21 protein-coding genes are annotated in these 24,860 nt (G+C 63.5%); 14 read left to right on the forward strand and 7 right to left on the reverse strand.

Features of this window, described 5'->3' with window-relative positions:
- Positions 1-25: 25 nt before the first annotated feature.
- Positions 26-577 carry a TetR/AcrR family transcriptional regulator gene (locus tag MWU77_RS13640; RefSeq protein ID WP_247274127.1) on the reverse strand — a complete coding sequence of 184 codons (552 nt, stop codon included), beginning with the start codon at positions 575-577 and terminating at the stop codon, positions 26-28.
- Between the two features lie 158 nt (positions 578-735).
- Between MWU77_RS13640 and MWU77_RS13645 the strand changes: the two genes are divergently transcribed.
- From MWU77_RS13645 to fabG, 4 genes are all read left to right on the forward strand, one after another.
- Positions 736-1,881, forward strand: a complete 1,146-nt coding sequence (locus tag MWU77_RS13645; protein WP_169689572.1) for an acyl-CoA dehydrogenase family protein — start codon at positions 736-738, stop codon at positions 1,879-1,881.
- A 31-nt stretch (positions 1,882-1,912) separates the two neighbouring features.
- Positions 1,913-3,130, forward strand: a complete 1,218-nt coding sequence (locus MWU77_RS13650; RefSeq protein ID WP_169689573.1) for an acetyl-CoA C-acetyltransferase — start codon at positions 1,913-1,915, stop codon at positions 3,128-3,130.
- A 148-nt stretch (positions 3,131-3,278) separates the two neighbouring features.
- The gene (locus tag MWU77_RS13655; protein ID WP_169689574.1) at positions 3,279-4,040 is read left to right on the forward strand and encodes an SDR family NAD(P)-dependent oxidoreductase; all 762 of its coding nucleotides are present in this window, start codon (positions 3,279-3,281) and stop codon (positions 4,038-4,040) included.
- A 25-nt stretch (positions 4,041-4,065) separates the two neighbouring features.
- Positions 4,066-4,824 (forward strand): 3-oxoacyl-ACP reductase FabG, encoded by a 759-nt coding sequence (fabG, locus tag MWU77_RS13660; protein WP_247273954.1) that lies wholly within the window; start codon positions 4,066-4,068, stop codon positions 4,822-4,824.
- On the opposite strand, the gene MWU77_RS13665 is transcribed toward fabG, so the two are convergent.
- Both MWU77_RS13665 and MWU77_RS13670 read right to left on the reverse strand, forming a co-directional pair.
- Positions 4,793-6,616, reverse strand: a complete 1,824-nt coding sequence (locus MWU77_RS13665; RefSeq protein WP_247273955.1) for an NAD(P)/FAD-dependent oxidoreductase — start codon at positions 6,614-6,616, stop codon at positions 4,793-4,795. The genes fabG and MWU77_RS13665 overlap by 32 nt on opposite strands.
- Before the next feature lie 90 nt (positions 6,617-6,706).
- The gene (locus MWU77_RS13670) at positions 6,707-7,399 is read right to left on the reverse strand and encodes an IclR family transcriptional regulator (RefSeq protein ID WP_169689576.1); all 693 of its coding nucleotides are present in this window, start codon (positions 7,397-7,399) and stop codon (positions 6,707-6,709) included.
- Positions 7,400-7,520: 121 nt separating this feature from the next.
- Here MWU77_RS13670 and MWU77_RS13675 point away from each other — a divergent pair, with 121 nt between their 5' ends.
- The 3 genes from MWU77_RS13675 (at position 7,521) to MWU77_RS13685 (ending at position 10,725) form a co-directional block, all read left to right on the forward strand.
- Complete coding sequence (locus MWU77_RS13675) at positions 7,521-8,336, forward strand: SDR family NAD(P)-dependent oxidoreductase (RefSeq protein ID WP_247273956.1); 816 nt, start codon at positions 7,521-7,523, stop codon at positions 8,334-8,336.
- A 25-nt stretch (positions 8,337-8,361) separates the two neighbouring features.
- Positions 8,362-9,279 carry an NAD(P)-dependent oxidoreductase gene (locus MWU77_RS13680; protein ID WP_247273957.1) on the forward strand — a complete coding sequence of 306 codons (918 nt, stop codon included), beginning with the start codon at positions 8,362-8,364 and terminating at the stop codon, positions 9,277-9,279.
- A 372-nt stretch (positions 9,280-9,651) separates the two neighbouring features.
- On the forward strand, positions 9,652-10,725 hold the full coding sequence (locus MWU77_RS13685) for a TetR/AcrR family transcriptional regulator (RefSeq protein ID WP_247273958.1): 1,074 nt from the start codon (positions 9,652-9,654) through the stop codon (positions 10,723-10,725).
- Between the two features lie 132 nt (positions 10,726-10,857).
- On the opposite strand, the gene MWU77_RS13690 is transcribed toward MWU77_RS13685, so the two are convergent.
- The 3 genes from MWU77_RS13690 to MWU77_RS13700 form a co-directional block, all read right to left on the reverse strand.
- Positions 10,858-11,352 (reverse strand): SRPBCC domain-containing protein, encoded by a 495-nt coding sequence (locus MWU77_RS13690; protein ID WP_247273959.1) that lies wholly within the window; start codon positions 11,350-11,352, stop codon positions 10,858-10,860.
- A gap of 85 nt (positions 11,353-11,437) precedes the next feature.
- On the reverse strand, positions 11,438-12,541 hold the full coding sequence (locus MWU77_RS13695; protein WP_247273960.1) for an alkene reductase: 1,104 nt from the start codon (positions 12,539-12,541) through the stop codon (positions 11,438-11,440).
- Positions 12,542-12,676: 135 nt separating this feature from the next.
- Complete coding sequence (locus MWU77_RS13700; protein ID WP_247273961.1) at positions 12,677-14,053, reverse strand: MFS transporter; 1,377 nt, start codon at positions 14,051-14,053, stop codon at positions 12,677-12,679.
- A gap of 451 nt (positions 14,054-14,504) precedes the next feature.
- On the opposite strand from MWU77_RS13700, the gene MWU77_RS13705 reads away from it, so the two are divergent.
- Positions 14,505-15,461: a TetR/AcrR family transcriptional regulator gene (locus MWU77_RS13705; RefSeq protein WP_247273962.1), complete on the forward strand. Its 957-nt coding sequence runs from the start codon at positions 14,505-14,507 to the stop codon at positions 15,459-15,461.
- 81 nt (positions 15,462-15,542) lie between these two features.
- On the opposite strand, the gene MWU77_RS13710 is transcribed toward MWU77_RS13705, so the two are convergent.
- Positions 15,543-16,613 (reverse strand): Zn-dependent alcohol dehydrogenase, encoded by a 1,071-nt coding sequence (locus tag MWU77_RS13710; protein ID WP_247273963.1) that lies wholly within the window; start codon positions 16,611-16,613, stop codon positions 15,543-15,545.
- Positions 16,614-17,138: 525 nt separating this feature from the next.
- Between MWU77_RS13710 and MWU77_RS13715 the strand changes: the two genes are divergently transcribed.
- The 6 genes from MWU77_RS13715 (at position 17,139) to MWU77_RS13740 (ending at position 24,800) form a co-directional block, all read left to right on the forward strand.
- Positions 17,139-18,164: a Rieske 2Fe-2S domain-containing protein gene (locus tag MWU77_RS13715; protein WP_247273964.1), complete on the forward strand. Its 1,026-nt coding sequence runs from the start codon at positions 17,139-17,141 to the stop codon at positions 18,162-18,164.
- Positions 18,161-19,318: an acyl-CoA dehydrogenase family protein gene (locus tag MWU77_RS13720; RefSeq protein ID WP_247273965.1), complete on the forward strand. Its 1,158-nt coding sequence runs from the start codon at positions 18,161-18,163 to the stop codon at positions 19,316-19,318. The genes MWU77_RS13715 and MWU77_RS13720 overlap by 4 nt, the downstream gene beginning before the upstream one ends.
- A gap of 6 nt (positions 19,319-19,324) precedes the next feature.
- Entirely contained in the window at positions 19,325-20,404 is a 1,080-nt protein-coding gene (locus tag MWU77_RS13725; RefSeq protein ID WP_169689587.1) for an acyl-CoA dehydrogenase family protein, read from the forward strand.
- A gap of 2 nt (positions 20,405-20,406) precedes the next feature.
- Positions 20,407-21,213, forward strand: a complete 807-nt coding sequence (locus MWU77_RS13730) for an enoyl-CoA hydratase (protein WP_169689588.1) — start codon at positions 20,407-20,409, stop codon at positions 21,211-21,213.
- The gene (locus MWU77_RS13735; RefSeq protein ID WP_247273966.1) at positions 21,210-22,781 is read left to right on the forward strand and encodes a class I adenylate-forming enzyme family protein; all 1,572 of its coding nucleotides are present in this window, start codon (positions 21,210-21,212) and stop codon (positions 22,779-22,781) included. Before MWU77_RS13730 ends, MWU77_RS13735 begins: the two co-directional genes overlap by 4 nt.
- A 99-nt stretch (positions 22,782-22,880) precedes the next feature.
- The gene (locus MWU77_RS13740; protein ID WP_247273967.1) at positions 22,881-24,800 is read left to right on the forward strand and encodes an NAD(P)/FAD-dependent oxidoreductase; all 1,920 of its coding nucleotides are present in this window, start codon (positions 22,881-22,883) and stop codon (positions 24,798-24,800) included.
- The last annotated feature ends 60 nt before the right edge of the window (positions 24,801-24,860 follow it).

Below are 24,860 nucleotides of genomic sequence, written 5' to 3' on the forward strand. Positions count from 1 at the left end.
GTCTGCTGCACGCCGCGACCGGAGGTCAGTGAACCGCCCCGACCAGTCGTAATGAGAGGTCGCCGTAGAGCGTGCTGAGGGTGTCGGGTTCGTTGTAGCGACCGGACGGGTACCAGCGGCAGATGTCGACGCACAGCGACATGAGTGCGAGGGTGACGCCCTCGGCGTCGGGCACCGTGAACTGGCCCGACTCGATGCCGAGGTCGACGACGTCGCGGACCACCTTGGTGGTGTCGCGCCGCAGGCCGGTGATGACGCGATAGTGGTCGGGTTCGAGCGCGGTCAGCTCGTACTGGATGACGCGGGCGCGTCGATGGTTCTGGGCTTGCCACTCCACGAAGCGTCGAATGATCGAGATGAGACGCGTGATGGGGTCGGCGTCGGGGAGGTCGGCGTCGCGCACGACCCGTAGTGCAAGGTCGTGGCCCTCGTATGCGATGGCGTAGAGAAGCTCTTCTTTCGACCGGTAGTGCGGGTACATCGCGGCCGGGCTCATGCCGAGGCGCGCAGCGATCTGCCGAGTAGTGGTGCTGCCGTAGCCGTTCTCCGCGAACGCCTCGATCGCGGCCTCCCGCATGCGCGCGGCGGCCTTGGAGCTACTGATCACGGTGTTCTCGGGTGCGCTCACGGTGGGTCCGGCCTCCTTTCATCTGTGGTTGACAAGCAAACCACAGCGACGTTTAATAAGCGAGCGCTCAGAATCTAAGCGAGCGCTTATCTATGAGGAGCAGTTGAATGCGACGCACCCTGTACGGCCCCGACCACGAGGCGTTCCGCGAGTCCGTTCGCGAGTTCGTGAATCGGTTCGTACTCTCCCGCGCTGAGGAGCTCATCGAGCGGCACGAGATCCCGCGCGACATCTGGATCGAGGCAGGTAAGGCCGGCATCCTCGGGCTCGAGATCCCCGAGCGCTTCGGCGGCAGCGAAGCCGGCGACTACCGGTTCAACGCGGTCGTCGCCGAGGAGATGGCGCGCGCGAACATGGCGTTGTCGTCGTCGATCGGCATCCACTCCGACATCACCGTCCCGTACATCGTTCATCTCGGTAACGACGAGCAGCGCGAACGCTGGCTGCCCAAGTGCGCGACCGGTGAACTCATCTGCGCGATCGGCATGACGGAGCCGTCGGGCGGTTCCGACCTCGCGAACCTCAAGACGACTGCGGTGCGCGACGGTGACGACTGGATCCTCAACGGCGCGAAGACCTTCATCACCAACGGTTACAACTGCGATCTCGTTGTCGTGGCCGCCCGCACCGATCCGAGCAAGGGTGCGAAGGGCATCTCGCTGCTCGTCGTCGAGCGTGGGATGGAGGGCTTCGAAAACGGTCGCAAGCTCGACAAGGTCGGTCAGCCCGAGGCCGACACCGCAGAACTGTTCTTCGAGAACGTGCGCGTCCCGCAGGCCAACATGCTCGGCGAAGAAGGCATGGGTTTCATCTCGATGATGAAACTGCTGCCGCAGGAACGGCTCGGCTCCGCGGTCAACAACGTGCATCACGCCAAGCAGATCCTGCTCGAGACCATCGAGTACGCGAAGGAACGTAAGGCGTTCGGCAAGGCCATCGGCACGATGCAGTACAACAAATTCCTGCTTGCCGAGCTCGTGACGAAGATCGAGGTCGCGGAGGCCTACGTCGACCAGGCTGTCGAGGCCCACGCCGACGGCGAGCTGACTGCGGTGGATGCCGCGAAGGCGAAGTGGTGGAGTGCACAATCCCAGTCAGAGGTATTGGATGCGTGCGTGCAGATCCACGGCGGCTACGGTTTCATGAACGAATATCGTGTGGCCCGCGCTTGGAAGGACGCTCGCGTGACGAAGATCTGGGCGGGGACCAACGAGATCATGAAGGAACTGATCGGCCGCGACCTGGGCCTGTAGCCCGGTAACGACAACCAACGAGGAGCATGTCATGCCCGAAGCTGTGATCGTATCCGCCGTCCGCTCGCCCATCGGGCGCGCAATGAAGGGCTCGCTCAAGACGGTCCGCCCGGACGATCTGGCGACGCAGATGGTGGCCGCCGCGCTGGCGAAGGTCCCCGAGCTCGACCCCACCGAGATCGACGACATCATGCTCGGCTGTGGTCAGCCCGCCGGCCAGTCGGGCTTCAACATCGCTCGCGTCGTCGCAGTCCAGCTCGGTTACGACTTCCTGCCCGGCGTCACCGTCAACCGGTACTGCTCGTCGTCGCTGCAGACCACCCGGATGGCGCTGCACGCGATCAAGGCGGGCGAGGGTGACGTGTTCATCTCCGCAGGTGTCGAGTCCGTGTCGAGCTTCGTCACCGGCAACGCCGATGGCCTGCCCGACACGAAGAACCCGCTCTTCGACGACGCACAGGCGCGCAGCGCCAAGCTCGCCGAGGGTGGCACGGCGTGGACCGATCCGCGTGCAGAAGGCCTGATCCCCGACGTGTACCTCGCGATGGGCCAGACCGCGGAGAACGTCGCCTCCTTCACCGGCATCTCCCGTGAAGACCAGGACCGCTGGGGTGTGCGCTCACACAACCGCGCCGAGGAAGCCATCAAGTCGGGCTTCTTCGAGCGGGAGATCACCCCGGTCACGCTCGCCGACGGCACCGTGGTGTCCACCGACGACGGGCCGCGACCCGGCACCACCTACGAGGCCGTCAGCCAGCTCAAGCCGGTGTTCCGTCCCGACGGCACCGTCACCGCAGGCAACGCGTGCCCGCTCAACGACGGTGCTGCGGCGCTGGTGATCATGTCCGACACCAAGGCCAAGGCGCTGGGCCTGACGCCGCTCGCCCGGATCGTGTCGACCGGTGTATCGGGCCTGTCTCCCGAGATCATGGGCCTCGGTCCGATCGAGGCCACCAAGAAGGCTCTCGCAATTGCCGGCATGGGCGTCTCCGATATCGATCTGTTCGAGATCAACGAGGCGTTCGCGGTGCAGGTGCTCGGATCGGCTCGTGAGCTCGGGATCGACGAGGACAAGCTCAACGTCTCCGGCGGTGCGATTGCGCTCGGCCACCCGTTCGGCATGACGGGAGCGCGGATCACGAATACGCTTCTCAACAACCTCCGTACCCAGGACAAGCAGTTCGGCGTCGAGACCATGTGTGTCGGCGGCGGCCAGGGTATGGCGATGGTGCTCGAGCGCCTGAACTGATCCACACATAGGTTCGGGCTAAGTCACCGTTAGGCCGCATGTCTGAAAAGGCATGCGGCCTAACGCGTTTCAACTGTGTTTTGCCTTTGTCATCGGACTTCACTTGGGCTATACATACGTAGGCCCCGTCACACGAGGAGATCACTGCATGTCCGTACTCGACAGGTTCCGCCTCGACGGCCGCGTTGCGATCGTCACCGGCGCATCGTCCGGTCTCGGCGTCGCATTCGCACAAGCTCTCGCCGAAGCGGGCGCCGATGTCGTTCTCGCGGCGCGCCGCGCCGACCGGCTCGAACAGACCGCAGAACTCGTCCGCGCCGCGGGACGACGCGCCGTTACGGTCGAGACCGACATCGCCGATCCCGAGCAGGCGCAGCGCATGGTCGACGTGGCCGTCGAGCAGCTCGGCAAGGTCGACGTCCTCATCAACAACGCAGGTATCGGCACCGCGGTGCCTGCCACCAAGGAAACCCCCGATGAATTCCGGCGGGTCATCGACATCAACCTGAACGGATCGTACTGGGCGGCGCAAGCGGCCGGCCGTGTCATGCAGCCCGGTAGCTCGATCCTCAACATCTCCTCGGTGCTCGGCCTGACCACCGCGCGCCTGCCGCAGGCCGCCTATGCGTCGAGCAAAGCCGCGATCATCGGCCTCACCCGCGACCTCGCTCAACAGTGGGGCGCCAGGAAGGGAATCCGCGTCAACGCGATCGCACCGGGCTTCTTCGAAACCGAGATGACGGACGAGTACCTGCCCGGCTACCTCGACAGCATGAAGCCGCGCATCGTTCTGGGTCGCACCGGCGATCCGGAAGAAATCGCCGCCACCGCAGTGTGGCTGGTGTCCGAGGCGGCCGGGTATGTCACCGGCCAGACCATCGTGGTCGATGGTGGCCTCACCATCAATTGACCGCATCACTTCACGGAGGTTTGCAGTGAGCTCAACAGTCCGCACCGCCATCGTCACCGGAGCCGCACGCGGTATCGGTGCTGCAGTCGCCAAGCGTCTGGCCGCCGACGGCATGCAGGTCGCCGTCCTCGACCTGGACGCCGCGTCGTGCGCCGACACCGTCTCCGCCATCGAGGCCGCCGGCGGTAAGGCCCTCGCCGTGGGCGCCAACGTCGCAGACGAAGCCTCCGTCGCCGCTGCTGTCGAGAAGGTCGCCGAGGAGCTGGGCGAACCCACCGTGCTGATCAACAACGCGGGCATCACGCGCGACAACCTGCTGTTCAAGATGACGGTCGAAGACTGGGACGCCGTCATGAGCGTTCACCTGCGTGGCGCTTTCCTCATGTCGCGCGCCACCCAGAAGTACATGGTGGACAACAAGTTCGGCCGCATCGTCAATCTGTCGAGCACGTCGGCGCAGGGCAACCGCGGCCAGGTCAACTACTCGGCCGCCAAGGCAGGCATACAGGGCTTCACCAAGACCCTCGCCGTCGAGCTGGGCAAGTTCGGTGTCACCGCAAACGCGATCGCCCCGGGCTTCATCGCAACCGAGATGACCGCCGCGACCGCCGAGCGCGTCGGTGCGTCGTTCGAGGATTACAAGGCAGCGGCCGCCTCGCAGATCCCCGTCGCACGTGTCGGTGAGCCCGAGGACATCGCCCACACCGCTTCGTTCCTCGCGTCCGAAGGCGCAGGCTTCGTGTCGGGTCAGGTCATCTACGTTGCCGGTGGCCCGAAGGACTGACCTCGTCGTCGGTCGCGGGGACGAGGACATCGCTCATATCGCCCTCGCGCCACCGCGAGATCACACGATGAAATGCGACAGGGCCGGGCGCGTACGACGATGATGTCGTGCGCGTCCCTTCCCCGTTGTAATAGCCCGGCGTGCACTCGGTCAGGAACGCCGAATTGTCGACCGCGTTCTCGGCGATCGTCTCGCACCACCCTTGCTCCGCCTCCGCCGTCGGCTCCACCCACTTCGCACCGGTCTTGTCGGCCATCGCGATGACCGCTGCGATGTGGGTCGCCTGATCCTGCAGCACGTGAGAGATGTTGACCGAGTTCCCATTCTGAATCGACGCCAAGTGGAACAGGTTGGGGAAGCCGTGGGTGTAGAAGCCGTGCAATGTGCGCGGACCCTGCGCCCACGTTTCGAGCAGCGTCCTCCCGTTTCGCCCATGGACCGGTAGCGTGCCGGACAGTACGCCCGAGATCCCGACTTCGAATCCGGTGGCGAAGATGACGCAGTCGACTTCGTAGTGCGCCTCGCCCACCACGACTGCGTTCTCGGTCATCCGGGTGATTCCGCCGTGGTCCGCTGTGTCCACGAGCGTCACGTTCGGCCGGTTGAACGTCGGCAGATACAGGTCGCTGAAACCGGGGCGCTTACACATGTACCGGTACCAGGGCTCGAGCGCTTCCGCGGTTGCCGGATCGTCGACGACGTTCCTGATGCGGGCGCGCATCTTGTTCATCGTCACGAAGTCGGCCAGCTCGTCGCGACGTTCGCGCTCGGTGGGGTCGAGGGAGGTATCCAGTGCGCCGGTCATCATCTTGCGTTGAAGGCGGGCGTTTGCGGTCCACCCGTCCTGGACGAGGTCCTCGGCGGTGTCCTCCCCGGAGATGATGGCCAGAAAGTTGTCCATCCGCTCGCGTTGCCAACCGGGTTGCAGTGTGGCCACCCACGCGGGATCGGTCGGGCGGTTGTCGCGTACGTCCACGGTCGACGGGGTCCGCTGCATCACGAACAGATGCTCTGCGCCTTCGGCGACGTGCGGAACGATCTGGAGGCCGGTCGCGCCGGTGCCGACCACCGCGACGCGCTTGTTCGCGAGCCCGGTCAGCCCGCCGTTGGGACCGCCACCGGTGTACGAGTAGTCCCAACGGCTGGTGTGGAAGGTGTGACCGCGGAAATCTTCGATACCGGGAATGCCGGGCAGTTTCGCTTGGGTGAGTGTCCCCGAGGATGCGATGACGTAGCGGGCGCGGATGGTGTCGCTGCGGTTGGTGCGCACCGTCCACTCGACGGCGTCTTCGTCCCACGTGAAGTCGGTCGCCCGGGTGTGGAAGACCGCATCGCGATAGAGGCTGTAGTGCTCGGCGATGGCAACCGCGTGCTGCCGGATCTCCTCGCCGGGGGCGTACCGCCATTTCGGGATGTACCCGAACTCTTCCAACAAAGGCATGTACACGTACGACTCGATGTCGCAGTGGATACCGGGATAGCGGTTCCAGTACCAGGTGCCGCCGAAATCGCCGGCCTCGTCCATCATGCGGATGGATTCGAACCCGGCCTCGCGCAAGCGAGCACCGGCCAGAAGGCCGCCGAACCCGCCACCGATGACGAGTACCTCGACGCGGTCGGTCAGCGGGTCGCGCTCGACACGTTCGGTGTACGGGTCGTGCATGTAGTAGCCGAACTTGCCCGCTGCGCGCCGGTACTGCGCGTTGCCGTCACGACGGGTGCGTCGATCTCGTTCGTGTCTGTACTTCGTGCGTAAGGCGTCGACGTCGAGTGGTGTTGTCGATTCGGGCACCGCGTAAGGCCTCCCGTTCAGGGGATGTCCGGCATCACTTTCGTGATCGGGGACCTTACGCCCAATTCCCGCACTATTGCGATAGGAATTTCAGTATTTCGAAACGAGGTTCTCTGCAGCGAGGCGGCGCCAGGTCTCGGCGGCTGCGGTCTGCGCGGATGACATCATTCGTTTGTCCCGAACGCGGTCGGCCGGACCGAACACCGACAGGGCTGCGGCCTCGGTTCCGCCGATCTTTCCGATAGGCACGGCGACGCAGCTGAAGCCCTTCACACAGCGTTCCGGGTCGTAGGCCAGACGAAGTTCACGCACTCTCGTGAGTTCGGGGCAGTCCACCTCGGTGGGATCGCCGAGAGCCAGCAATGCCTTGCCGATCGTCGACGAAGTTATGGGGAGCCGGTCGCCGACGCGTGACCGAACCAGCGGGACCGCCTCGCCACCGACCTTCTCGAGATAAACCGCCTCGGACCCGTCCCGCACTGCGAGGTGGACGACGCATCCGGTCGTCCGATGCAACTGGCGCAGGCTGGGCAGAGCTGCGCGACGCAGGGCATTCTGCTGTGCAGCCGCCGCGCCGAGCTCGATCATTCGCATTCCCAGCTGGTAGTTCATGCCCTCGCGATACACCCAGCGGAGTGCAACGAGCTGTTCGAGTGCGCGGTGCACCGAGGTGCGCGGGAGCCCGGTGGCCGCGACGATCTGCGACAGATTCAGGCGGTCCGCGCCCTCGAACACGTCGAGGATCACGGCTGCACGCTGCAGAGTTCCCGTAGGTCCCTCCATCCGGCTCTCCCTTCCTCATTCCTGAACATGGTTAACACACCGTCGAGTGCGTAGAGGTGATTCTTCCGCTTACCGGAATCGGAGCTGTCCTTCCTGACGCGAAGTGCGGTGTACTCCGTCCATGCCGAATCCCTCATGTATGACTCCGGACGCGATGCTGGCGGGTCGTCGAGCTGTCGTGACCGGCGGTGCCGCGGGCATCGGCGCTGCGATCGCGAGGTCGTTCGCCGCCCACGGCGCCGATGTGCTCGTTGCGGACATCGAGCCGGTCGGTTCGCTCGAGTTCGACACCGCGGCGGGCGGGGAGATCACCGCCGTCGAGTGGGATGTGTGTGAGGGATCGTGTCCGCCCGAACTCGTCGAGCACCGGCCGGACGTGCTGGTCAACAACGTCGGCCACTATCTGCAGCCACCGCACGCATTCACCACCAACTCGCCGTCGCTGTGGGACGAGCTGCACGACATCAACTTCGCGCACATCCTGCGACTGACCCATGCGCTACTACCGGGCATGATCGAACGTGGCCACGGGTCGATCATCAACCTGACCACCGTCGAAGCCCACCGTGCGATTCCAGGCCACACCGTGTACTCCGCCTACAACGCTGCGTTGACGCAATTCACCCGCTCGCTGTCGGCCGAGGTCGGCCCAGCCGGCATCCGGGTCAACGCGATCGCCCCGGACCTCATCGAGTCCGTGCAGGTTCCCTACGCGACGCTCGTGCCCGAGGAAGACCTGCCGCTGTGGCCGAACTGGTCGCCGCTCGGCGGTCCCGGGCAGCCCGAGGACGTCGCGGGTGTTGCGCTGTTCCTCGCCTCCGACCTGTCCGGGTTCGTCACCGGAGGCACCATCCACGTCGACGGCGGTACGCATTCGTCCGGTGGATGGGTGCCCCGCAACTCCGGCGGCTGGACCAACCGTCCCCGCAATCCCTGATCCACGATCCGAAAGAGACAGCATCATGAAAATTCTGGTTGTCGGCGGCACCGGCATGATCGGCGCCCACGCCGCACTCGAACTGCGCGAACACGGCGACGACGTCACGGTCGCGGGACGCGGTCCACTTCCCGACGACTCGCTCGTCGCCGATTTTCCGCTGCTGACCGGTGATTACACGGTGCCGACCTTCACCCGCGAACAATTGTCCGGTTTCGAGGCCGTCGTCTTCGCTGCCGGCCAGGATCCGCGACACAAGCCACGCGAGGACGACGACGAGTTGAAATTCTGGGAGACCACCCAAAGTGTCGGTGTGCCACGTTTCGCTCAACTGGCGAAGGACGCGGGCGTCGGGCGGTTCGTGCAGGTCGGAAGTTACTACCACCAGGTGCGGCCGGATATTGCCGAGACCAACCCGTATGTCGCAGCCCGCAAGGCAGCCGACGAGGGCGCCCGTGCGCTCGCCGATGAGTCGTTCAACGTCTGCACGCTCAATCCGCCGTCGATCCTCGGTGTCGTACCGGGCGCCTCGACCAAGCGCTACCGGAAAATGGTGTCGTGGGCCGCAGGCAACGAGCCGCAGATCCCTGATTTCGCGCCGCCCGGAGGCACCAACTACCTGTCTGCCCGTTCCCTCGCTCAGGCCATCCGCGGCGCCGTGCATCACGGTGAATCCGGAAAGGCCTACCTCATCGGCGATGAGAACCTCACCTACCAGAGCTTCTTCCAGATGATGGTCGACGCTGCCGGCGGGAACCGTGAGATCGCGGTGAAGGACGAATCGCACCCCTTGCTGTCGGACGCCGCGATCGTTCAGGGACGCGGCAACACCCTTGCGTACGAGCCGGATGCGGACGAGACCGCGCTGCTCGGCTACGACCGCAACGATTGCCGCCGCGCGGTCGACGAGATGGTTGCTGCGGTCGTCGCTGCCACCCAATGAGACCGGAGCAGTAAGAGCGCAGCTTTCGCGATACCAAGAGAGCATTCGGACCGGTGTACTGCGAAGAGAACTGCAATGGGTAACCCAGTGATTGTCGATGCGGCGAGGTCTCCTGTAGGCCGACGCGGTGGGGCGTTGTCCGGGCTGCACGCCGGTTTGCAGGAGCGGCGGGTGTGATCGACACAGGAATGGCCTGCGGTGTCGAGAGGATATCGCGAGTACCGTTGCTGCCCAGCATCACCGGTGACTTCGGTAGCCCGAAGCCTCCGGGCTGGACCGTGGACATTCCGCTCGAGTTCGATCTCGCGGTCGGTAGATCGGGCTCGCGGTCGCTGCACCGGTGGCTCCGTAGCATGGCAGGATGGTGCCACAATGAACAACGACCTCGACCGCGGAATCGCTGAGGGCGACCTGTGGACCACGTCCCGCGTTGCCCAATTTCTGGGCATCAGTCGCCAGGCAATCAACAAGAGGGTGCGTAATCGGAAGTTGCTCGGCTATCGCGGTAAGGGGACGACGCTCTTTCCGGCGTGGCAGTTCGATCCGCAGACCTGCCACCCGCGTCCGGAGGTCGAGGAGTTCCTCGCGGCATTCGCGGACGGGGAGTACGACCCCAAGGCGATCGCGCGCTGGTCGAATACACCTGATCCGGATCGGGGCGTCACGCCGGTGGAGTTACTGAGGGGCGCCGAGACGAGGAAGGTCGCACTCGGGCTGGCGAGTAGTTTTCGGGCAGCCGACAGTGTGGCGTCCGACGAGGAGGACTCGGCACCGGACGATCCGGCGGCGCCGGTAGGCCCCGATCCTGAGGAATCAGGGAAAGAATTCGACAAGCCGGTGGCTGGGTGGATCCCCCAACGAGCCGACTCCGCAGGCCCGCGGCATGCAATCCTCATGGCCGCTGCAGACCTCTTCGCTCGCAAGGGCCCGGCGAAAGTCACGCTTCGCGAGGTCGCCGCCGAGGCCGGTGTTACCTACGGCCTGATTCATCGGTTCTTCAAGTCGAAGGAGAACCTCCTCACGAGCGTGATGCAGTTGTTCGTCGAGTACGCCGGAGTGGCCCTCTCCGAGGAGGACAACGTCTACGCGGCGATCGACAACTCCTTCGGCGCCAACGTCGATTCGGGCCAATTCGGTCGGATGTTGATGTGGTCGATCTGCGAAGGCGCAACGCCGGAGCGACTGTTCAGAAGTGACATCCGATCGCGCGGATATCGCAATCAGGTGGAATCGCTGTGGAGAAATCCGGTGCCTCCACCCGCGCGCACCGATTTCGACTCTCGGGTCGTCGCTGCATTGATCGCGTTGATCGGCGCGACATGGGACCCGTACGAGCCCTATCTGACTACTCTCGCCGACAATTCGGACCGTACTCCCGAGGAAGTGCGGCAGGAGGTCACCGACATCCTCAAGGTACTCGCGTACGCGACACGTCCGCATGAATAGCATCTCCGATGCTATGACTTTCAGGTGTTTCGCTGTGGTCCCGTGGGCTGAGGTGCAGCACGAGTTTTCGCGCCGCACCTCAGCCGGACAGGCTGTCCGGCCAGAGCTCAGCGGGGATGTTCAACTGCCGATTCAGCGCTCACGTTCGGCGTAGAGGGCATCGCAGTGCTTTTTCAGGGACACCGCCGTCTTGTCGAACGCGCGTAGGACCCAGGCGCCCGTGTCTTCCATGATCTGGTGCGCTTCTTCTCCGAGGAAGGCGTCGGTGGAGTAGTAGCGACAACGGTTCTCGTCGATCTGCTCGATGACCTGGTCGCGCCGGGCAGCCTGCCGGGACTCTGTGGTGGGGAGCAATTCCCATGACAACAGCCGCTCTGGCACGACGGCGCAGACGTATTCGACCCACGGGAACGGTTCTGTCCCGCCTGAGTAGTCGGTGAGCAACATCTCGATGGGAGCGCCGATTTCCAGGGTCGATTTCGCGGAGATGCAGAACGGGTTCCAGTCGGGATAGCGTTCGAGATCGACGAGTACTTGCCAGACCAGGGTTGCGGGTGCATCGATCTCGACCGTCACGGAGCGCACGGTGGTGGCCGGATCGTATTCAGGGATGGTCAATTCGGACATATGAACTCCAAGGTGGGATTGGGTCGGTGCACCTCGTGCGGGTGCGGCGACATGGATGTACGGGTTCGTTGCAGGGGAGGTGGGATCACACGCCGGCCGGGGCATACCTGGGATAATCGACGTAACCTGCTGTGCCACCGCCGTAATAGGAGTCCCGGTCGGGTGGTGTCAGAGGCCATCCGTAGCGTATGCGATCGACCAGGTCGGGGTTGGAGATGAAGGGTTGCCCGAATGCGGTGAGATCGATCAGGTTCTTATCAATCAGGTCGTCCGCCAGTTCTCGGGTCATGCCGCCGGCAAGGATGATCGTTCCCGGGAACTCGGCGCGGAATCCGGTGAGAGTATCGACATCGATGACGCGACTTCCTGCGGGAAGCTGATCGACGAGGTGCACATAGGCGATCTCGCGCCGGGACAGTTCGGATGCCAGGTGCAGGTAAGTGTCGATGGCCTCGGGGTAGGAGGGCATGTCGAACAGCTCACTGAAAGGTGACAACCGGATACCGACGCGGCTGGAGCCGATCTTGTCGCTCACACAATCGACAGTTTCGAGGAGGAGACGCGCACGATTCCGGATCGATCCGCCGTACCGATCGGTTCTCGTGTTGGTCGAGGGATTGAGGAACTGCTCGAACAGGTACCCGTTGGCACCGTGCAGTTCGATACCGTCGAAGCCTGCGTCGTTCGCATTCGCTGCCGCGGCCGAGAAGTCGAGAATCACTCGGTCCACTTCTTGTGTGGACAGTGGCCGAGGGGCGCTCACATCGACGAATCCGACGGTGCCGTCGTCGTTGAAGGCGAAGGTCTTGCCGCCGTCGGCCGGTACCGAGCTGGCTCCGACGGGCTGTTGCCTACCGGGCTGGAGCGACCTGTGTGAGAGTCGGCCTACATGCCAGAGCTGGGAGAAGATGCGGCCACCCTCGATGTGGACGGCATCCGTCACTGTACGCCAGCCGGCAACCTGCACGTCGGACCAGATTCCGGGAACGTACGCATATCCCTGCGCTTCCGGGGAGATCGGCGTGCCCTCGGTGACGATCAGACCGGCCGTCGCGCGCTGGCGGTAGTACTCCGCAGTGTGTGGGCCTGCGACGGTGTCGACGCTGCGGGCACGGGTCATCGGAGCCATCACCATGCGGTTACCGAGCGTGATATCACCGAGTTGGTACGTGTCGAACAACAGAGTCATCGATATCTCCTTGGGAGGTTGATTCGAAGGCACTACGAAAGTTGCCCACCGTGACGCCCTCGAGGCTCCGAGGGCGCAGGACGGGTTGTTCGGAAGCGATACTGCTTTGACGGGGGTACGTCTGGACCATCGGCGTCAGGCTGTCTTCGGTGAGGCCGGACTATGCTCCGAGGAGTTCGTGTCGAGCGACTCTGTCTCGCCGGTAAGCAGCGCAGCTTCCGGTGCTGCACTGGTATTGCTGTTGGGCATCGTGACGATCACGATGATCCCAAGCAGGGCTGCCGCGGCGACCACACCCGACGAGGCGTATGCGTTCCCGGTCATCTCGGTGAACTTCGCCGCCAGGTAGGGACCGAAACCGCCGCCGAACGCCGAGCCGAGACCGAATCCGATTGCGGCGCCGGTGTAGCGAACCGCCGCCGGAAATGCGGAGGTGAGTGTTGCGTACACGGGGACCGCCGCGGCGCCGGCCATGCCGACGAGGAGCATGTGACCGAGTGCGGTGACGACCAGGAGTCCGTCGGTTGCTTTGATGAAATACATGATCGGGAACATCGCCACCAGGAGGATGCCCAGCGCCAGCACCAGGGTGACTCTGCGACCACTTCTGTCGATGAGGAATCCGGCGCCGAAGCTGATGGCGATGGCGAAGGCCGACCCAGCGGTGGCCAGCCATGCGGTGGCGCCTGGGGTCATACCGACCTCTTGTTGCAGGAACAGTGGCATGTATGCCGGAACGACGTAGCCGATCGCGAGAACCGAGGTGCTGATTGCGATTACACGCAGCAGTGTCACTGGGTATCGCGTGATGACCGAACGCAGCGGGGCGGCCTGTACTTTGTGTTTGTCGGCGAGGCCCTTGAATTCAGGTGATTCCTCCAACCGGGTGCGCAGGTACAGCACGTACAGCATCAGCGGCAGCGACATGAGGAGGGGAACACGCCAGCCCCAGCTGGACATCACGTCTTCCGAAGACAAGGAAGTGGTGACGGCCACGACCAGCGGTGCCACCGCGGCGCCGAATGCGAATCCCACCGGGGTCATTGCGCTCAGGATGCCGTAGTTCTTGGCGGATGCGTGCTCGGTGACGAAGGTGGCCGAGCCCATCTGTTCACCCCCGGCGAAGAATCCTTGGAGCAGGCGCGTGAGAACGAGCAGGGCCGGGGCCAGGATCCCGACGGTGGAGTGCGTCGGCAACAGCCCCATCAGGATGGTGGCGCCGCCCATGCCTGAGATGGTGAGGATCAGAGTGAATCGGCGACCGTAACGGTCACCGATTCGGCCGAAGACGATGCCTCCGATCGGGCGCGCAAGGAATCCGGTGCCGAGAACCGCGAGTGAACTCAGAATCCCGGTTGCGGGATCGTCGCTGGGAAAGAACTGGGGGGACAGGTATGCGATCAGGAAGGTGAAAACCATGAAGTCGTATGCCTCGACGGCGGTTCCGAAGAAGCCGGCGAGCGATGCCCTGCGTACCAGCGTCGGTGAAGGCGTGATCTCGGGAGAGCTCATTGTGATCCTGTTCGACGTGACATTCGATGTGATTACCGAGAGAAGCTGATCTGACTTTGCGCATCCGGTGCCATTTCTTCTCCGTACTTCCTGCGGCTGTGAGTCCGTCGACGAAGTGCAGAAGCTGCTCTACGGCAAGAGTTTTACCGGATCGCTGCCCGGCCTGAAGGAGGGCGTGGACGTGAGGCTCCGTTCGAACTCCCTCGGGCGACGCACGATCGTGCCCCCTCAGGTCACCACGACAGCACCGTAGTGATGACCGTCACTGTAGCCAGTGGCCATGCCCGCGTCAACAGGGGGTGGGTGGATGGATGATTCTCGCCCGTCGACCCGGAGGGAGCGTGAATCTTCTTGCTCCTGAACCTGATAGGGTCCCGGCAGTATGGGAGAGCTCTCGAAATTCCTTGTGTCCGTCGATGACCTCTGGACCACACCGCAGGTGGCGGAGTTCTTGGCTATCAGTCGTCAGGCGATCAACAAGCGAATCCACAACCGGAAGATGCTCGGATATCCCGGTGGCGGAACAACACTGTTCCCGGTCTGGCAGTTCGACTTGGAGAAGCATCGCGTTCGTCCGGAAGCCCTCGAGTTCCTGGCTCAGTTCGATGAAGATACTGCGATGCTTGTCATTGCGCAGTGGTCGATCACCAGAATCACCGGCACCGATCGGACACCGGCCGAACTGTTGCTGAGCGCGGATTCCAAGGATGAAGCGCTCCGCATGGCAGGCGATTGGGTGGTCCGCACAGAGGAGAACTCTTCCTCGGTTGTCGGGAAGACCGCGCGACGTACGGGTACAGAGATCGCGGAGTGGGTGCCGACCCAAGCGGGTTCGACCGGTGCACAACAGGCAATTCTTCTCGCCGCTGCGGATCTCTTTGCACGCAGGGGCCCCGCCAAAGTGACGCTACGGGAGATCGCCAGTGCTGCCGGCGTGACCTACGGGCTGATCCACCGGTTCTATCGAACGAAGGAGAACCTGCTGGTCGCGGTAATGGAACTGCTCGTCACCTATGGCGGCGAGCGTCTGTCGGGTGAAGAAGACGCTTACGCTGCGATCGAGAACTCGTTCGGCGCCGATGTCGACGCGGGTCAGTTCGGCCGAATGCTGACGTGGTCGGTATTCGAGGGAACCCGACCGGATCGTCTACTCGGGGGAGTCCGTTCGCGAGGTTATCGATCGCAGATCGATGCCTTGTGGGAGGATCCGGTAGCGCCCCGGGTGCATGCCGAGTTCGATTCGCGAGTGCTGGCATCGTTGATCGCCCTCGTGGGCGCCGTGTGGGATTTGTACGAGCCGTATCTCACTGTGCTCGGCGACTATCCGGACCGCAGCCGAGAAGGCGTCCGCAAGGAAGTCGCCGACATGCTCAAGGTCCTGATCTACGCAACACGGCCGAACGGATAGTCCCTCAGCGCAAATGAAGAAGCCGAACGATGCGGAGCCTCGGTGTAGGCCCTCCGCATCGTTCGGTGGGGAAAGTTGATGTCAGGACGGCATCAGCAGGACTCCGCGGTCGAGTTTGCCGTTCCTGGCGTCCTCCATGAGCGACTGGAAGTCTTCCAGCTCGTAGGTCTGGGTGACGAGCTCGTCGAGCAGGAGCCCGCCGGATCGGTACAGGTCGAGGTATTTGGGAATGTCCGCGCCCGGTCGCGACGAGCCGTAGCGGCAGCCGAGCACGGCGCGATCCATGTAGAAGGCGCTGGCCGGGACCGACAGTTTGGCCTCGGGTCCGGCGACGCCGAGCATGATCAACTGTCCGCCCCAGTCGAGCATGTCCATGGCCTGGCTGGTGATTGCCTCACCGCCGACGCAGTCGAAGACGTGATGGGCTCCGCCATCGGTGAGTTCGCGGACAGCTGCGACGGTGTCGCCTGCGGTCGCATCGATGAAGTGGCCGGCGCCGAAGAGGCGCGTCTTCGGCTCCTTACCTGGGTTGGTGTCTATGGCGATGATTGTCGCTGCGCCCGCGACTCGGGCAGCCTGAATCACGTTCAGGCCGATGCCGCCGGCGCCGATGACGACCACCGAGTCGCCGGGGGCGACCCGGGCTCGGTTCAGCACCGCTCCGGCGCCGGTCAATACTCCGCAACCGACCAGGCACGCAGTCGACAGCGGGATATCCTTCGGGATCGACACCGCCTGCCCCGCCTTGACGACGATTCGCTCGCTGAAGGTCGAGAGCGTTGCGAAGCTGTGGAGTGGGGTTCCGTCGAGTTCGAACGGCGTCGCCGTCTTCCCGAACGACTCGCGGCACATCGTGGGATGTCCGGAAGTGCACGAGGCGCATTGGCCGCACGTCGCCAGTGTTGACAACACCACATGGTCGCCGACAGCGGGCATGGTGACACCCGGCCCGACGGCCTCGACGATGCCTGCACCCTCGTGCCCGAGGATAACCGGGACCGGGAATGGGATTTTCCCGTTGATCACACTCAGATCGCTCTGGCACAGGCCGCTCGCGACGATGCGGACCTGGACTTCGCCGGGTCCGGGGTCGCGGACGGTGACTCCGTCAACCAGCTTGTTGACGGTGCCGTCGAAGACGATTGCTTTCATCCTGTGACCTCGCTGTTCTGTGCCTGTGCTCACTCCGCGCTGTGCGTTGGCGCAGCCGGGCGACGACTGTAGATGTAGTGGGGATGAGGAAAACCGGGGCAGCGCTGAGGCTTCCGGTTCAATGCGGCTGATGCTATGGGTGGACGGTTCTGCAGTCAAGCTTCTTCGACCCCGGGCGAGCTCGCCCGGTAGCTGCGTTGTCGCAGGCGGGATGGATAGCTCGTAGCTGGGCTGCGACTTGCCTCTCGAAAGCCTGTGACCTCGGTTGATGCACCCTTGCAGCGGGTATGTTGACGCGTGCGTAGCCAATGGCTACAGTGATTGCAGTCACGACGCGCCGTGGAGACGATCTGCGACCGCAGCTTACGGATTACCGGAGATGCTTCGGCGACGTGTTGCGTCGACGCACTCTCGGGAACCTGAGGGGCGTGAAAGTGCTTGTTGTAGAGCGAAATTTATGAACTCGACGAAGATGCTTCTGTGGCAATGGTTCAGGAGGATGAAGTGTCACCCATGGCGTTATCGATGAAGCCCACAGGATGGTTTCAGATCGGCTGGTCTTCCGACCTTGTTGCCGGTGAGGTCAAGCCGATGCGGTACTTCGGCCAGGAGTTGGTCGCCTATCGCACCGGGAACGGCCGGCTGGTGGTTCTGAACGCATACTGCGAGCACCTCGGCGCACACCTGGGATACGGCGGCTCGGTTGTCGGTGACGACATCGCTTGCCCTTTCCACGGCTGGCAGTGGAGCCCGGAAGGCCGCAATACCTGCATTCCGTACCAGAAAGCGACGAACCGGGTCCGCAAGATCGGCACCTGGCCCACCGTCGAGCGCGACGGAATCATGTACATCTGGCACGACGTGGAAGGCGGAGAGCCACTCTACGACGTACCCAGCGTCTTCGACATGTTTCCCGGGTCCGGTTCGTCGAACGACTACCACGAACTGGGGGAAAGCGGTCGCCTCGAAACTGCCGAGCTGCCGATCCATCCGCAGTATGCGGCCGAGAACGGCGTCGACTTCGCGCACTTCAAGTACGTCCACCGCGCCGACGAGGTCCCGACTGTCGTCAACCGCGAGTTCGGTGAGTACGACTTCGCCACTGAACTCGCCTTGAACTTCAAACGTCGTGGTAGCGACGGCACGATCGAAGATGTCAAAGGACGCACCCGAGCATTGCTCCTGGGTGTGGGACTTGGCTTCTCGCACGCAGACGGGGTCGGCTCGATCTGCTCGTTGTCGGCAGTGACCCCGGTCGACGACGAGCGCTCAATTCTCCGGTTCTCGGCCTGGGCGAGCAAGGAACCCGGTGAGGACGACACCCGCGTGGCCAAGCGGCAGCGAAGCGCTGTGGGGCAGGTCAAGGCAGACATCGCGATCTGGGAACACCAGCGCTACACGGAACCGCCGGGATTGGCTACTGCCGAGGCTGCCGGCTTCCGCGACATCCGAAAGTGGGCTCGTCGCTTCTACCCCGAGGGTGACCTCGGAAGCGGCGCTGCCGAGCAGACTGCAGGCACCGATGAACTCCGGGCGGAAAGCACATCATGAGACCGACACTGGCACACGAACACGAGGCATGGCGGGCAGAGATCCGCGAGTTTCTCGACGCAGAACTGCCGGCGAAACACGCCTTCAACCCGGAATTCGACGACGCGCCGGAGCAGTGGGCGATTGCCGTCGAATTCAGCAAGAAGGTGGCGGCCAGGGGCTGGATCGGATTGACCTGGCCGAAAGAGTACGGCGGTAAGGGGCTCGCCCCGATCGCGAACCAGATTCTGCTCGAAGAGCTGTACGCGGCCGATGCGCCGATGATCAACTCGGTCGGCATCTTCCTCGCTGCGGGAACCATCTTGGTCGGTGGCACAGAGGAACAGAAGAAGCGACTGCTACCGGATATCGCGAATATGCGGACCCTGTGGGCAGAGGGTCTCACCGAGCCCGAGGCCGGGTCCGACCTCGGTTCTCTGAAGACCAAAGCGGTCCGCGACGGTGACGAGTGGGTCATCACCGGAGAGAAGGCCTTCACGTCCTGGGGGCCGATGTCGGATGTTCTGTATGTGGCTGCACGGACCGCGACGGACCCCGCTGCGCGCGATGCGATCAGCATCTTCGTGGTGGATCTACGGAGTCCGGGCGTCACCTTGCATCCGATGCGGAACTACGGTGGCGGAGTGCAGTCGAGCACCTTCCTCGACCACGTGCGCGTGCCCGCATCTTCGTTGATCGGTGAAGAAGGTAAGGGCTGGCAGTACATCATGCGTGCCTTCTACGCTTCCGGGACCGTCGAGCCGATCTATGCGATGCAGGAGACTCGCCTGCGGGAGCTGATCGCACACTGCAAGGCGATCCCCGGCAAGCTGGACGATCCGCATGTGCAGGCCGACCTGGCCGAGCTGGCCGAGATGATCCAGACGCAGCGCCTGCTCGCCTACGAGATCATCGGCGACAACGCCCAGGGTCGGCAGACCCCTTGGGGTGGCGGCGTCCAGCAGGTCGCAGCCAAGGAGTTCGAGCCGCTGTTCGCGCAGATCTACGACCGGGTGCTCGGCCCGACCAGCCAACTGCGGTCGGAGTCGTTGTATGCCCCACTCAACGGAAAACCCGAGGCATGGTATCGGCAATCGTTCGCGAACCATGCCGGTGGAACGTCCCAACTCAAGCGGATGGTGCTCGCGACGCGGGGCCTAGGCCTGCCGCGATAGGAGCAGATGATGGATTTGGCATGGGGCGAGGACTTTACCGCTCTCGCAGATGTAAGCAAGTCGGTGTTCGCACGATACTCACCGCTGGAAGAACGAACGAACTCGGTTCCGTTCGGCGAGCAGATCGCGCAGTTCGCCGAGCTCGGCTGGTTGCAGTTGTCGGATCCCGTCGCCGCTGACGCCGACAGCCCGTCACTCGGAACGATTGCGGCAGTGTTCGTGGAAATGGGCCGCGCACTGGCTGATACGCCGTTGCTCGACTTGACGATTGCCCGCGACATGGCGCTGCTGATCGGTACCGAGAGGTCGACGGAAGTCGCCGAACGCATCGGTAGTGGTGGGGCCGTGGTGATCCCGGTCTTTCCGTCCACCGACTGGGGCTCGGCTGTCTCGTATTCGAACGGATCGCTGAACGGAGTTGCGCTGGCCATCGGCCATGCCGACCACGCCGACAGCTTCCTTGTCCACACGGCCGGTGACAACGGTGTTGTCGCTCTGGTGGATTCGAGCTCCTCGATCGGTATCGAAACGATGCCGAACATGGGCGGCCACTCGATGTTCGCGGTGACTTTCGACAATGTGCCGGTGGCCGAAGCCGATGTGCTGGCGGGTGGCGACGATGCCCACCGTGCCGCTCTGCTGGCCGGGCAGCGTGGCGCCGTGCTGCGCGCTGCTCAGGTCTACGGTGCGGGGATGCGGCTGCTGGATATGACGGTGTCGTATGCGCAGCAGCGGCGTCAATTCGGCGGTCCGATCGGCAGATTCCAGGCGGTCCAGTACCTGTGCACCGACATCGCGATCGCAGCACACCTCACCTCGGCGCATGTGCGCTCGGTGGTCGCTGCCATCGAATCGGGTGACGATCCTCAGCCGCACCTCGGCCTGATGTGTAAGCAGGCCGCGAAGACTGCGCTGCAGATGGTCCATTGCGCACACGAGGTCCACGCGGGCATCGGATACATGGTCGAGTCGAACGTGCACCTGTTCACCGATGCGGCCAAGCGCTGGCAGTACGACTTCGGCAACGCTGCCGAGAACAACGCCTCGATCGCCTCGGCGATCACACGGATCTACGAAGGAGCGTGACGATGCCGCTGATCGATTACGAGGTCGAGGACGCCGTCGCGGTCATCACCCTGAACCGTCCGGAGAAGCACAACGCGCAGAACGAGCCGATGCTCGAGGAACTCGATGCTGCCTGGCGTGCCGCGGCAACGGATGATGCGGTCAAGGTCATCGTCGTGCGAGCCAACGGTGACAATTTCTCGGCGGGACACGATCTGAAGTCGACGACATCCGGCTATGAACAGTCGGAAGTCAAGAGCCAGCTCGAGAACGCGTACGGATGGGAGACCGAGTACTACCTCGGTTTCTCCCGTCGCTGGCGTGACGTGCCCAAGCCGTCGATAGCATCGGTCAAGGGCGCCTGCATCGCCGGCGCGCTGAACGTCATCTGGCCGTGCGACCTCATCGTGGCTGCCGACAACACGTTCTTCAGTGACCCGGTCGCCAAGTACGGGATCGGCGGAGTCGAGTATCACGCGCACACATGGGAACTCGGCGCTCGCAGAGCGAAAGAGATGCTTTTCACCGCGCGCAGCTTCTCCGCTGAGGAAGCCTTCGCGGCCGGCATGGTCAACCGTGTCGTCCCAGTCGACGAACTCGAATCCGAGACGATGAATCTCGCTCGCGAGATCGCACAGATGGACGCCTGGGCACTGCGGCAGGGCAAGCGCGCCGTGAACCAGACACTGGACATCATGGGTCAGCAGGCGGCGCTTCAGTCGGCGTTCGACATGCATTGGCTCGGTCACGCGAACTCGATGCTGACCACCGGATACCCGCTGCTCACCGCCGCTCCACTGCCGGCCGAGTCGAAGAAGGACCGGACGTGAACACCATCGATCGAATCAGCGATGCCAGGTCGATCTGGGCGTTGCTCACCTGCCGGGCCGAGGCGACCCCCGACGCGACTGCTCTGATCGACGAGCACGGGCGGCACGAGACGTTCGCCGGTGTGCACGCGGCTGCGGAACGGACTGCGGCCGGCCTGCTCGCACAGGGGATCGGTCCGGGCACTGTCGTCAGCTGGCAGCTTCCCACGAGCATCGACGCGGTCGTTCTGAGCCTGGCACTCTGTCGGGTCGGTGCTGTGCAGAACCCGATCATTCCGCTCTACCGTGTACGCGAGGTCACGGCCATGGTGGAGCAGTGTGCGTCGCAGTGGTTCGTCACCGTTGGTGAATTCCGTGGATTCGATCATGGGCGGATGGCCGAGGAGGTTCGCGCAGCAGTGTCCGCACCGCTGCGGGTCCTCGTGCTTGCCGACGGGCTGCCCGAGGGAGATCCGGCGACTCTGGATCCTGTTGTGTCCGGTGCAGACGAGGTGCGCTGGATCTACACCACCTCCGGAACCACCTCTGCCCCGAAGGGCGTCTGCCACACCGACGGCACACTCGTGGCCGGTGGCCTCGGGATGGCGCATGCCCTCGACGTGACGCAGACCGACATCGGAACGATTCTGTTCCCGTACGCGCACATCGGTGGACCCGACATGCTGATCGCATCGCTGTCGAGCGGTATGGCGTTGGTCCTGATGGAGATATACGAGCCGGTCGCTGCGGTCGAGTTGATGCGCCGGCACCGCGTCACCCTCACAGGTGGCTCGACCCCCCACTACTCGTTGCTGCTTCAGCAGCAACGGAAGACGCCGGGCGTGCCGGTCGTTCCGACGTTGCGGATGCTCGCCGGTGGTGGCGCACCGATGCCGGAGAAGCTGTTCCGTGAGTTTCTCGACGAGGTCGGCGTGCCCATCCTGCATGGATACGGAATGACGGAGTCTCCGATGATCGCGTCGGCCCGCCCCAACGACACCATCGACCAGCTGGCAACGACATCCGGCCGTCCGGTGCGAGACTGCGAGATTCAGATCCGGTCCGAATCAGACGAGGTACTTCCTGACGGCACCCCGGGTCGAGTGTGGCTACGCGGGCCGATCCTGTTCAAGCATTACCTTTCCGACGGTGTCGCTCATCGACCGTTCGACGCCGATGGCTGGTTCTTCACCGGTGACATCGGCATGCTCGGACCGGAGGGCCACCTCACCCTTGTCGGTCGCGAGAAGGATCTCATCATCCGTAAGGGCGAATCCATCAGCCCGTCCGAGATCGAGGACGTCATCGGCAAGCATCCTGCTGTCGAGGATGTCGCCGTCATCGGGCTTCCGGACGAGATCCGGGGGGAACGCATCTGCGCGGTCGTGCAACTCACCGACCAGGAGAAGCGCATAGAGCTCGACGAACTGCGGGAATACTGCAGGAATTCGGGTATCTCGCCTGCGAAGTTCCCCGAGCAGCTCGAGTTCATCGGTGAGCTGCCGAAGACCCCGACCATGAAGATCCGCAAGCAGAACCTGCGTGAACGCATTCTCGATCGCCAGGTCGTCGCGCAGAGCGGTGCCTGACGTCCGTCCTCGCGGTAGTCGAAGGCAGCGTGGACGATCCGTCCGAAGAACCCGAGTGACGACGATGCGTTCATGCCCAGAGCATGCACAGGAGTGCAAATGAACCCCCAGATACCGGACCGTTCGTTCGTGGAACGCGCGGTCGCCGATGCAGACGTGAATGTTCTCCGGATGGCTCTGTTCCAGGCGACCCGCGATGCGGACATCGCCGCTGTGCGTGCCGAGCGGGTCGCGGGCGCTGTCGCGGACAGCGTGGAGTTCTCCACGGAGGACACGGCACTGATCCGTTCGAAAGCAGTCGAGTACTTGATGTCCGGCGACACTGCCGACGTCGATACGGTGCTGTCGACCGAGGAGATCGACGATCTCATCCTCATGGCGGAGGCTCGTGCTCTCGCGCCCGACAAACTCGTGATGCGGCGCCGGATCCTATCCTTGCCGGAGTGGCCCTTCCAGCGTGAGCGGCCGGAGACCGTATCGGTGCCCGACGGCTATTCGGTGGCGATCATCGGGGCAGGGTTCTCCGGGATCGCGATGGGTGTCCAGTTGGCTCGACTCGGTATTCCGTTCACCATCTACGAGCGGCGTTCGGAGATCGGGGGAGTGTGGAGTATCAATACTTATCCCGACGTCCGTGTGGACACGCTCAGCGCGTCGTATGAGTACTCCTTCGAGAAGAAGTATCCGTGGTCCGAGTATTTCGCACGCCAATCCGAGGTGCGTGAGTATCTCGATCACGTGGCACGCAAGTACGGCGTGTTCGAACACATGGTGTTCGACGCCGACGTGACCTCGGCGAAGTTCGACGACGCGGCGAAGACCTGGACACTCACGGTGGCGTCGGCCGATCAGACGCCGCTCACCGTCGTGGCCAACGTCGTGGTCGCTGCCAGTGGCCTGTTCGCGACGCCGCGTGAGCTACCCATCGAGGGTGTTGCCGGGTACTCGGGCCGAATCGTGCATACCACGGAATGGAACGACTCGGTCGAGTACGCGGGGAAGAACGTCGCCATCATCGGCAATGGCTCCACCGGTGTCCAGTTGCTGTCGAAGGTGGCGAGTGAGGCTGCGTCGGTGAGCGTGTATCAGCGCACACCGCAATGGATTTCGCCGCGTGCAAAGTACGGAGAAGCGATCTCCGACGAGTTGCAGTGGCTCTTTCAGACGATGCCGTTCTACTGGAATTGGAACAAGTACGTCGCAGGTCTCGCGAACAACGATCTCCGAGAGTTGCTCATCGCGGATGAGCAGTGGATTGCCGACGGCGGGGTGGTGAACAAGCGTAACGATGCGATGCGGGAGATGTTGCTCGGGTATATCCGTGCCCAGGTGAACGGCCGTGAGGACCTGATCGAGAAACTGGTTCCGGATTATCCTCCGATGACTCGCCGTCCGGTGGTGGACAATCAGTGGTATGCGTCGCTGACCAGGGATAACGTCGAGTTGGTGACAACGCCGATCGAGCGGCTCACCGAGACTGCCGTGGAGACGTCCGACGGAGTTGCGCGTGAGGCGGACCTGATCATCGCAGCGGTCGGATTTCAGACGGAGAAGTTCCTGTGGCCGACCGAGTACATCGGCGAGGGCGGGGTGAGTCTCGAGCAGGTATGGAACGTTCAGGGTGCTCAGGCTCACTTGGGTATGAGTGTGCCGGGATTTCCGAATATGTTCATGCTCTACGGCCCCAACTCGCAGCCGGTCGCCAGTGGTGCCGGATTGCCGATTTGGTTGGAGACATGGTGTGCGTACATCGCCGACGGGATCTTGGAGATGCTCGAGAAGGGCTATGACTCCGTCAGTGTCCGGCGTGAGGCGTTCGAGCACTACAACGAGCAGTTGCACAAGGAAGCCGGTCGGCTGATCTACCTTTCGCAGACGAGTGCGACGGAGAAGAACTACTATGTCAACAAGTGGGGTCGTATGCAGGTGAGTGCTCCGTGGGACGGCGAAGAGTACTTTGCGATGTGCGTGCATCCGCGGCTGAGTGATTTCGAGTTCCAGCACGCGAAGACGAAGTAGGACTGTCGTGCAGCCGATGCAGACTGCTGCAGAACAACCTCTGAGCCGAGGACATCGGCT

It is taken from the genome of Rhodococcus sp. F64268 (genome assembly GCF_023015605.1).
Taxonomy (GTDB): Bacteria; Actinomycetota; Actinomycetes; order Mycobacteriales; family Mycobacteriaceae; genus Rhodococcus.

Excerpts from the sequence above, each read along its gene's own strand:
- MWU77_RS13640 (WP_247274127.1), bottom strand. The coding sequence starts at position 577 with ATGCGGGAGGCCGCGATCGAGGCGTTCGCGGAGAACGGCTACGGCAGC.
- MWU77_RS13645 (WP_169689572.1), top strand. The coding sequence starts at position 736 with ATGCGACGCACCCTGTACGGCCCCGACCACGAGGCGTTCCGCGAGTCC.
- MWU77_RS13650 (WP_169689573.1), top strand. The coding sequence starts at position 1,913 with ATGCCCGAAGCTGTGATCGTATCCGCCGTCCGCTCGCCCATCGGGCGC.
- MWU77_RS13655 (WP_169689574.1), top strand. The coding sequence starts at position 3,279 with ATGTCCGTACTCGACAGGTTCCGCCTCGACGGCCGCGTTGCGATCGTC.
- MWU77_RS13670 (WP_169689576.1), bottom strand. The coding sequence starts at position 7,399 with ATGGAGGGACCTACGGGAACTCTGCAGCGTGCAGCCGTGATCCTCGAC.
- MWU77_RS13675 (WP_247273956.1), top strand. The coding sequence starts at position 7,521 with ATGCCGAATCCCTCATGTATGACTCCGGACGCGATGCTGGCGGGTCGT.
- MWU77_RS13680 (WP_247273957.1), top strand. The coding sequence starts at position 8,362 with ATGAAAATTCTGGTTGTCGGCGGCACCGGCATGATCGGCGCCCACGCC.
- MWU77_RS13685 (WP_247273958.1), top strand. The coding sequence starts at position 9,652 with ATGAACAACGACCTCGACCGCGGAATCGCTGAGGGCGACCTGTGGACC.
- MWU77_RS13690 (WP_247273959.1), bottom strand. The coding sequence starts at position 11,352 with ATGTCCGAATTGACCATCCCTGAATACGATCCGGCCACCACCGTGCGC.
- MWU77_RS13695 (WP_247273960.1), bottom strand. The coding sequence starts at position 12,541 with ATGACTCTGTTGTTCGACACGTACCAACTCGGTGATATCACGCTCGGT.
- MWU77_RS13700 (WP_247273961.1), bottom strand. The coding sequence starts at position 14,053 with ATGAGCTCTCCCGAGATCACGCCTTCACCGACGCTGGTACGCAGGGCA.
- MWU77_RS13710 (WP_247273963.1), bottom strand. The coding sequence starts at position 16,613 with ATGAAAGCAATCGTCTTCGACGGCACCGTCAACAAGCTGGTTGACGGA.
- MWU77_RS13715 (WP_247273964.1), top strand. The coding sequence starts at position 17,139 with ATGAAGCCCACAGGATGGTTTCAGATCGGCTGGTCTTCCGACCTTGTT.
- MWU77_RS13720 (WP_247273965.1), top strand. The coding sequence starts at position 18,161 with ATGAGACCGACACTGGCACACGAACACGAGGCATGGCGGGCAGAGATC.
- MWU77_RS13725 (WP_169689587.1), top strand. The coding sequence starts at position 19,325 with ATGATGGATTTGGCATGGGGCGAGGACTTTACCGCTCTCGCAGATGTA.
- MWU77_RS13730 (WP_169689588.1), top strand. The coding sequence starts at position 20,407 with ATGCCGCTGATCGATTACGAGGTCGAGGACGCCGTCGCGGTCATCACC.
- MWU77_RS13740 (WP_247273967.1), top strand. The coding sequence starts at position 22,881 with ATGAACCCCCAGATACCGGACCGTTCGTTCGTGGAACGCGCGGTCGCC.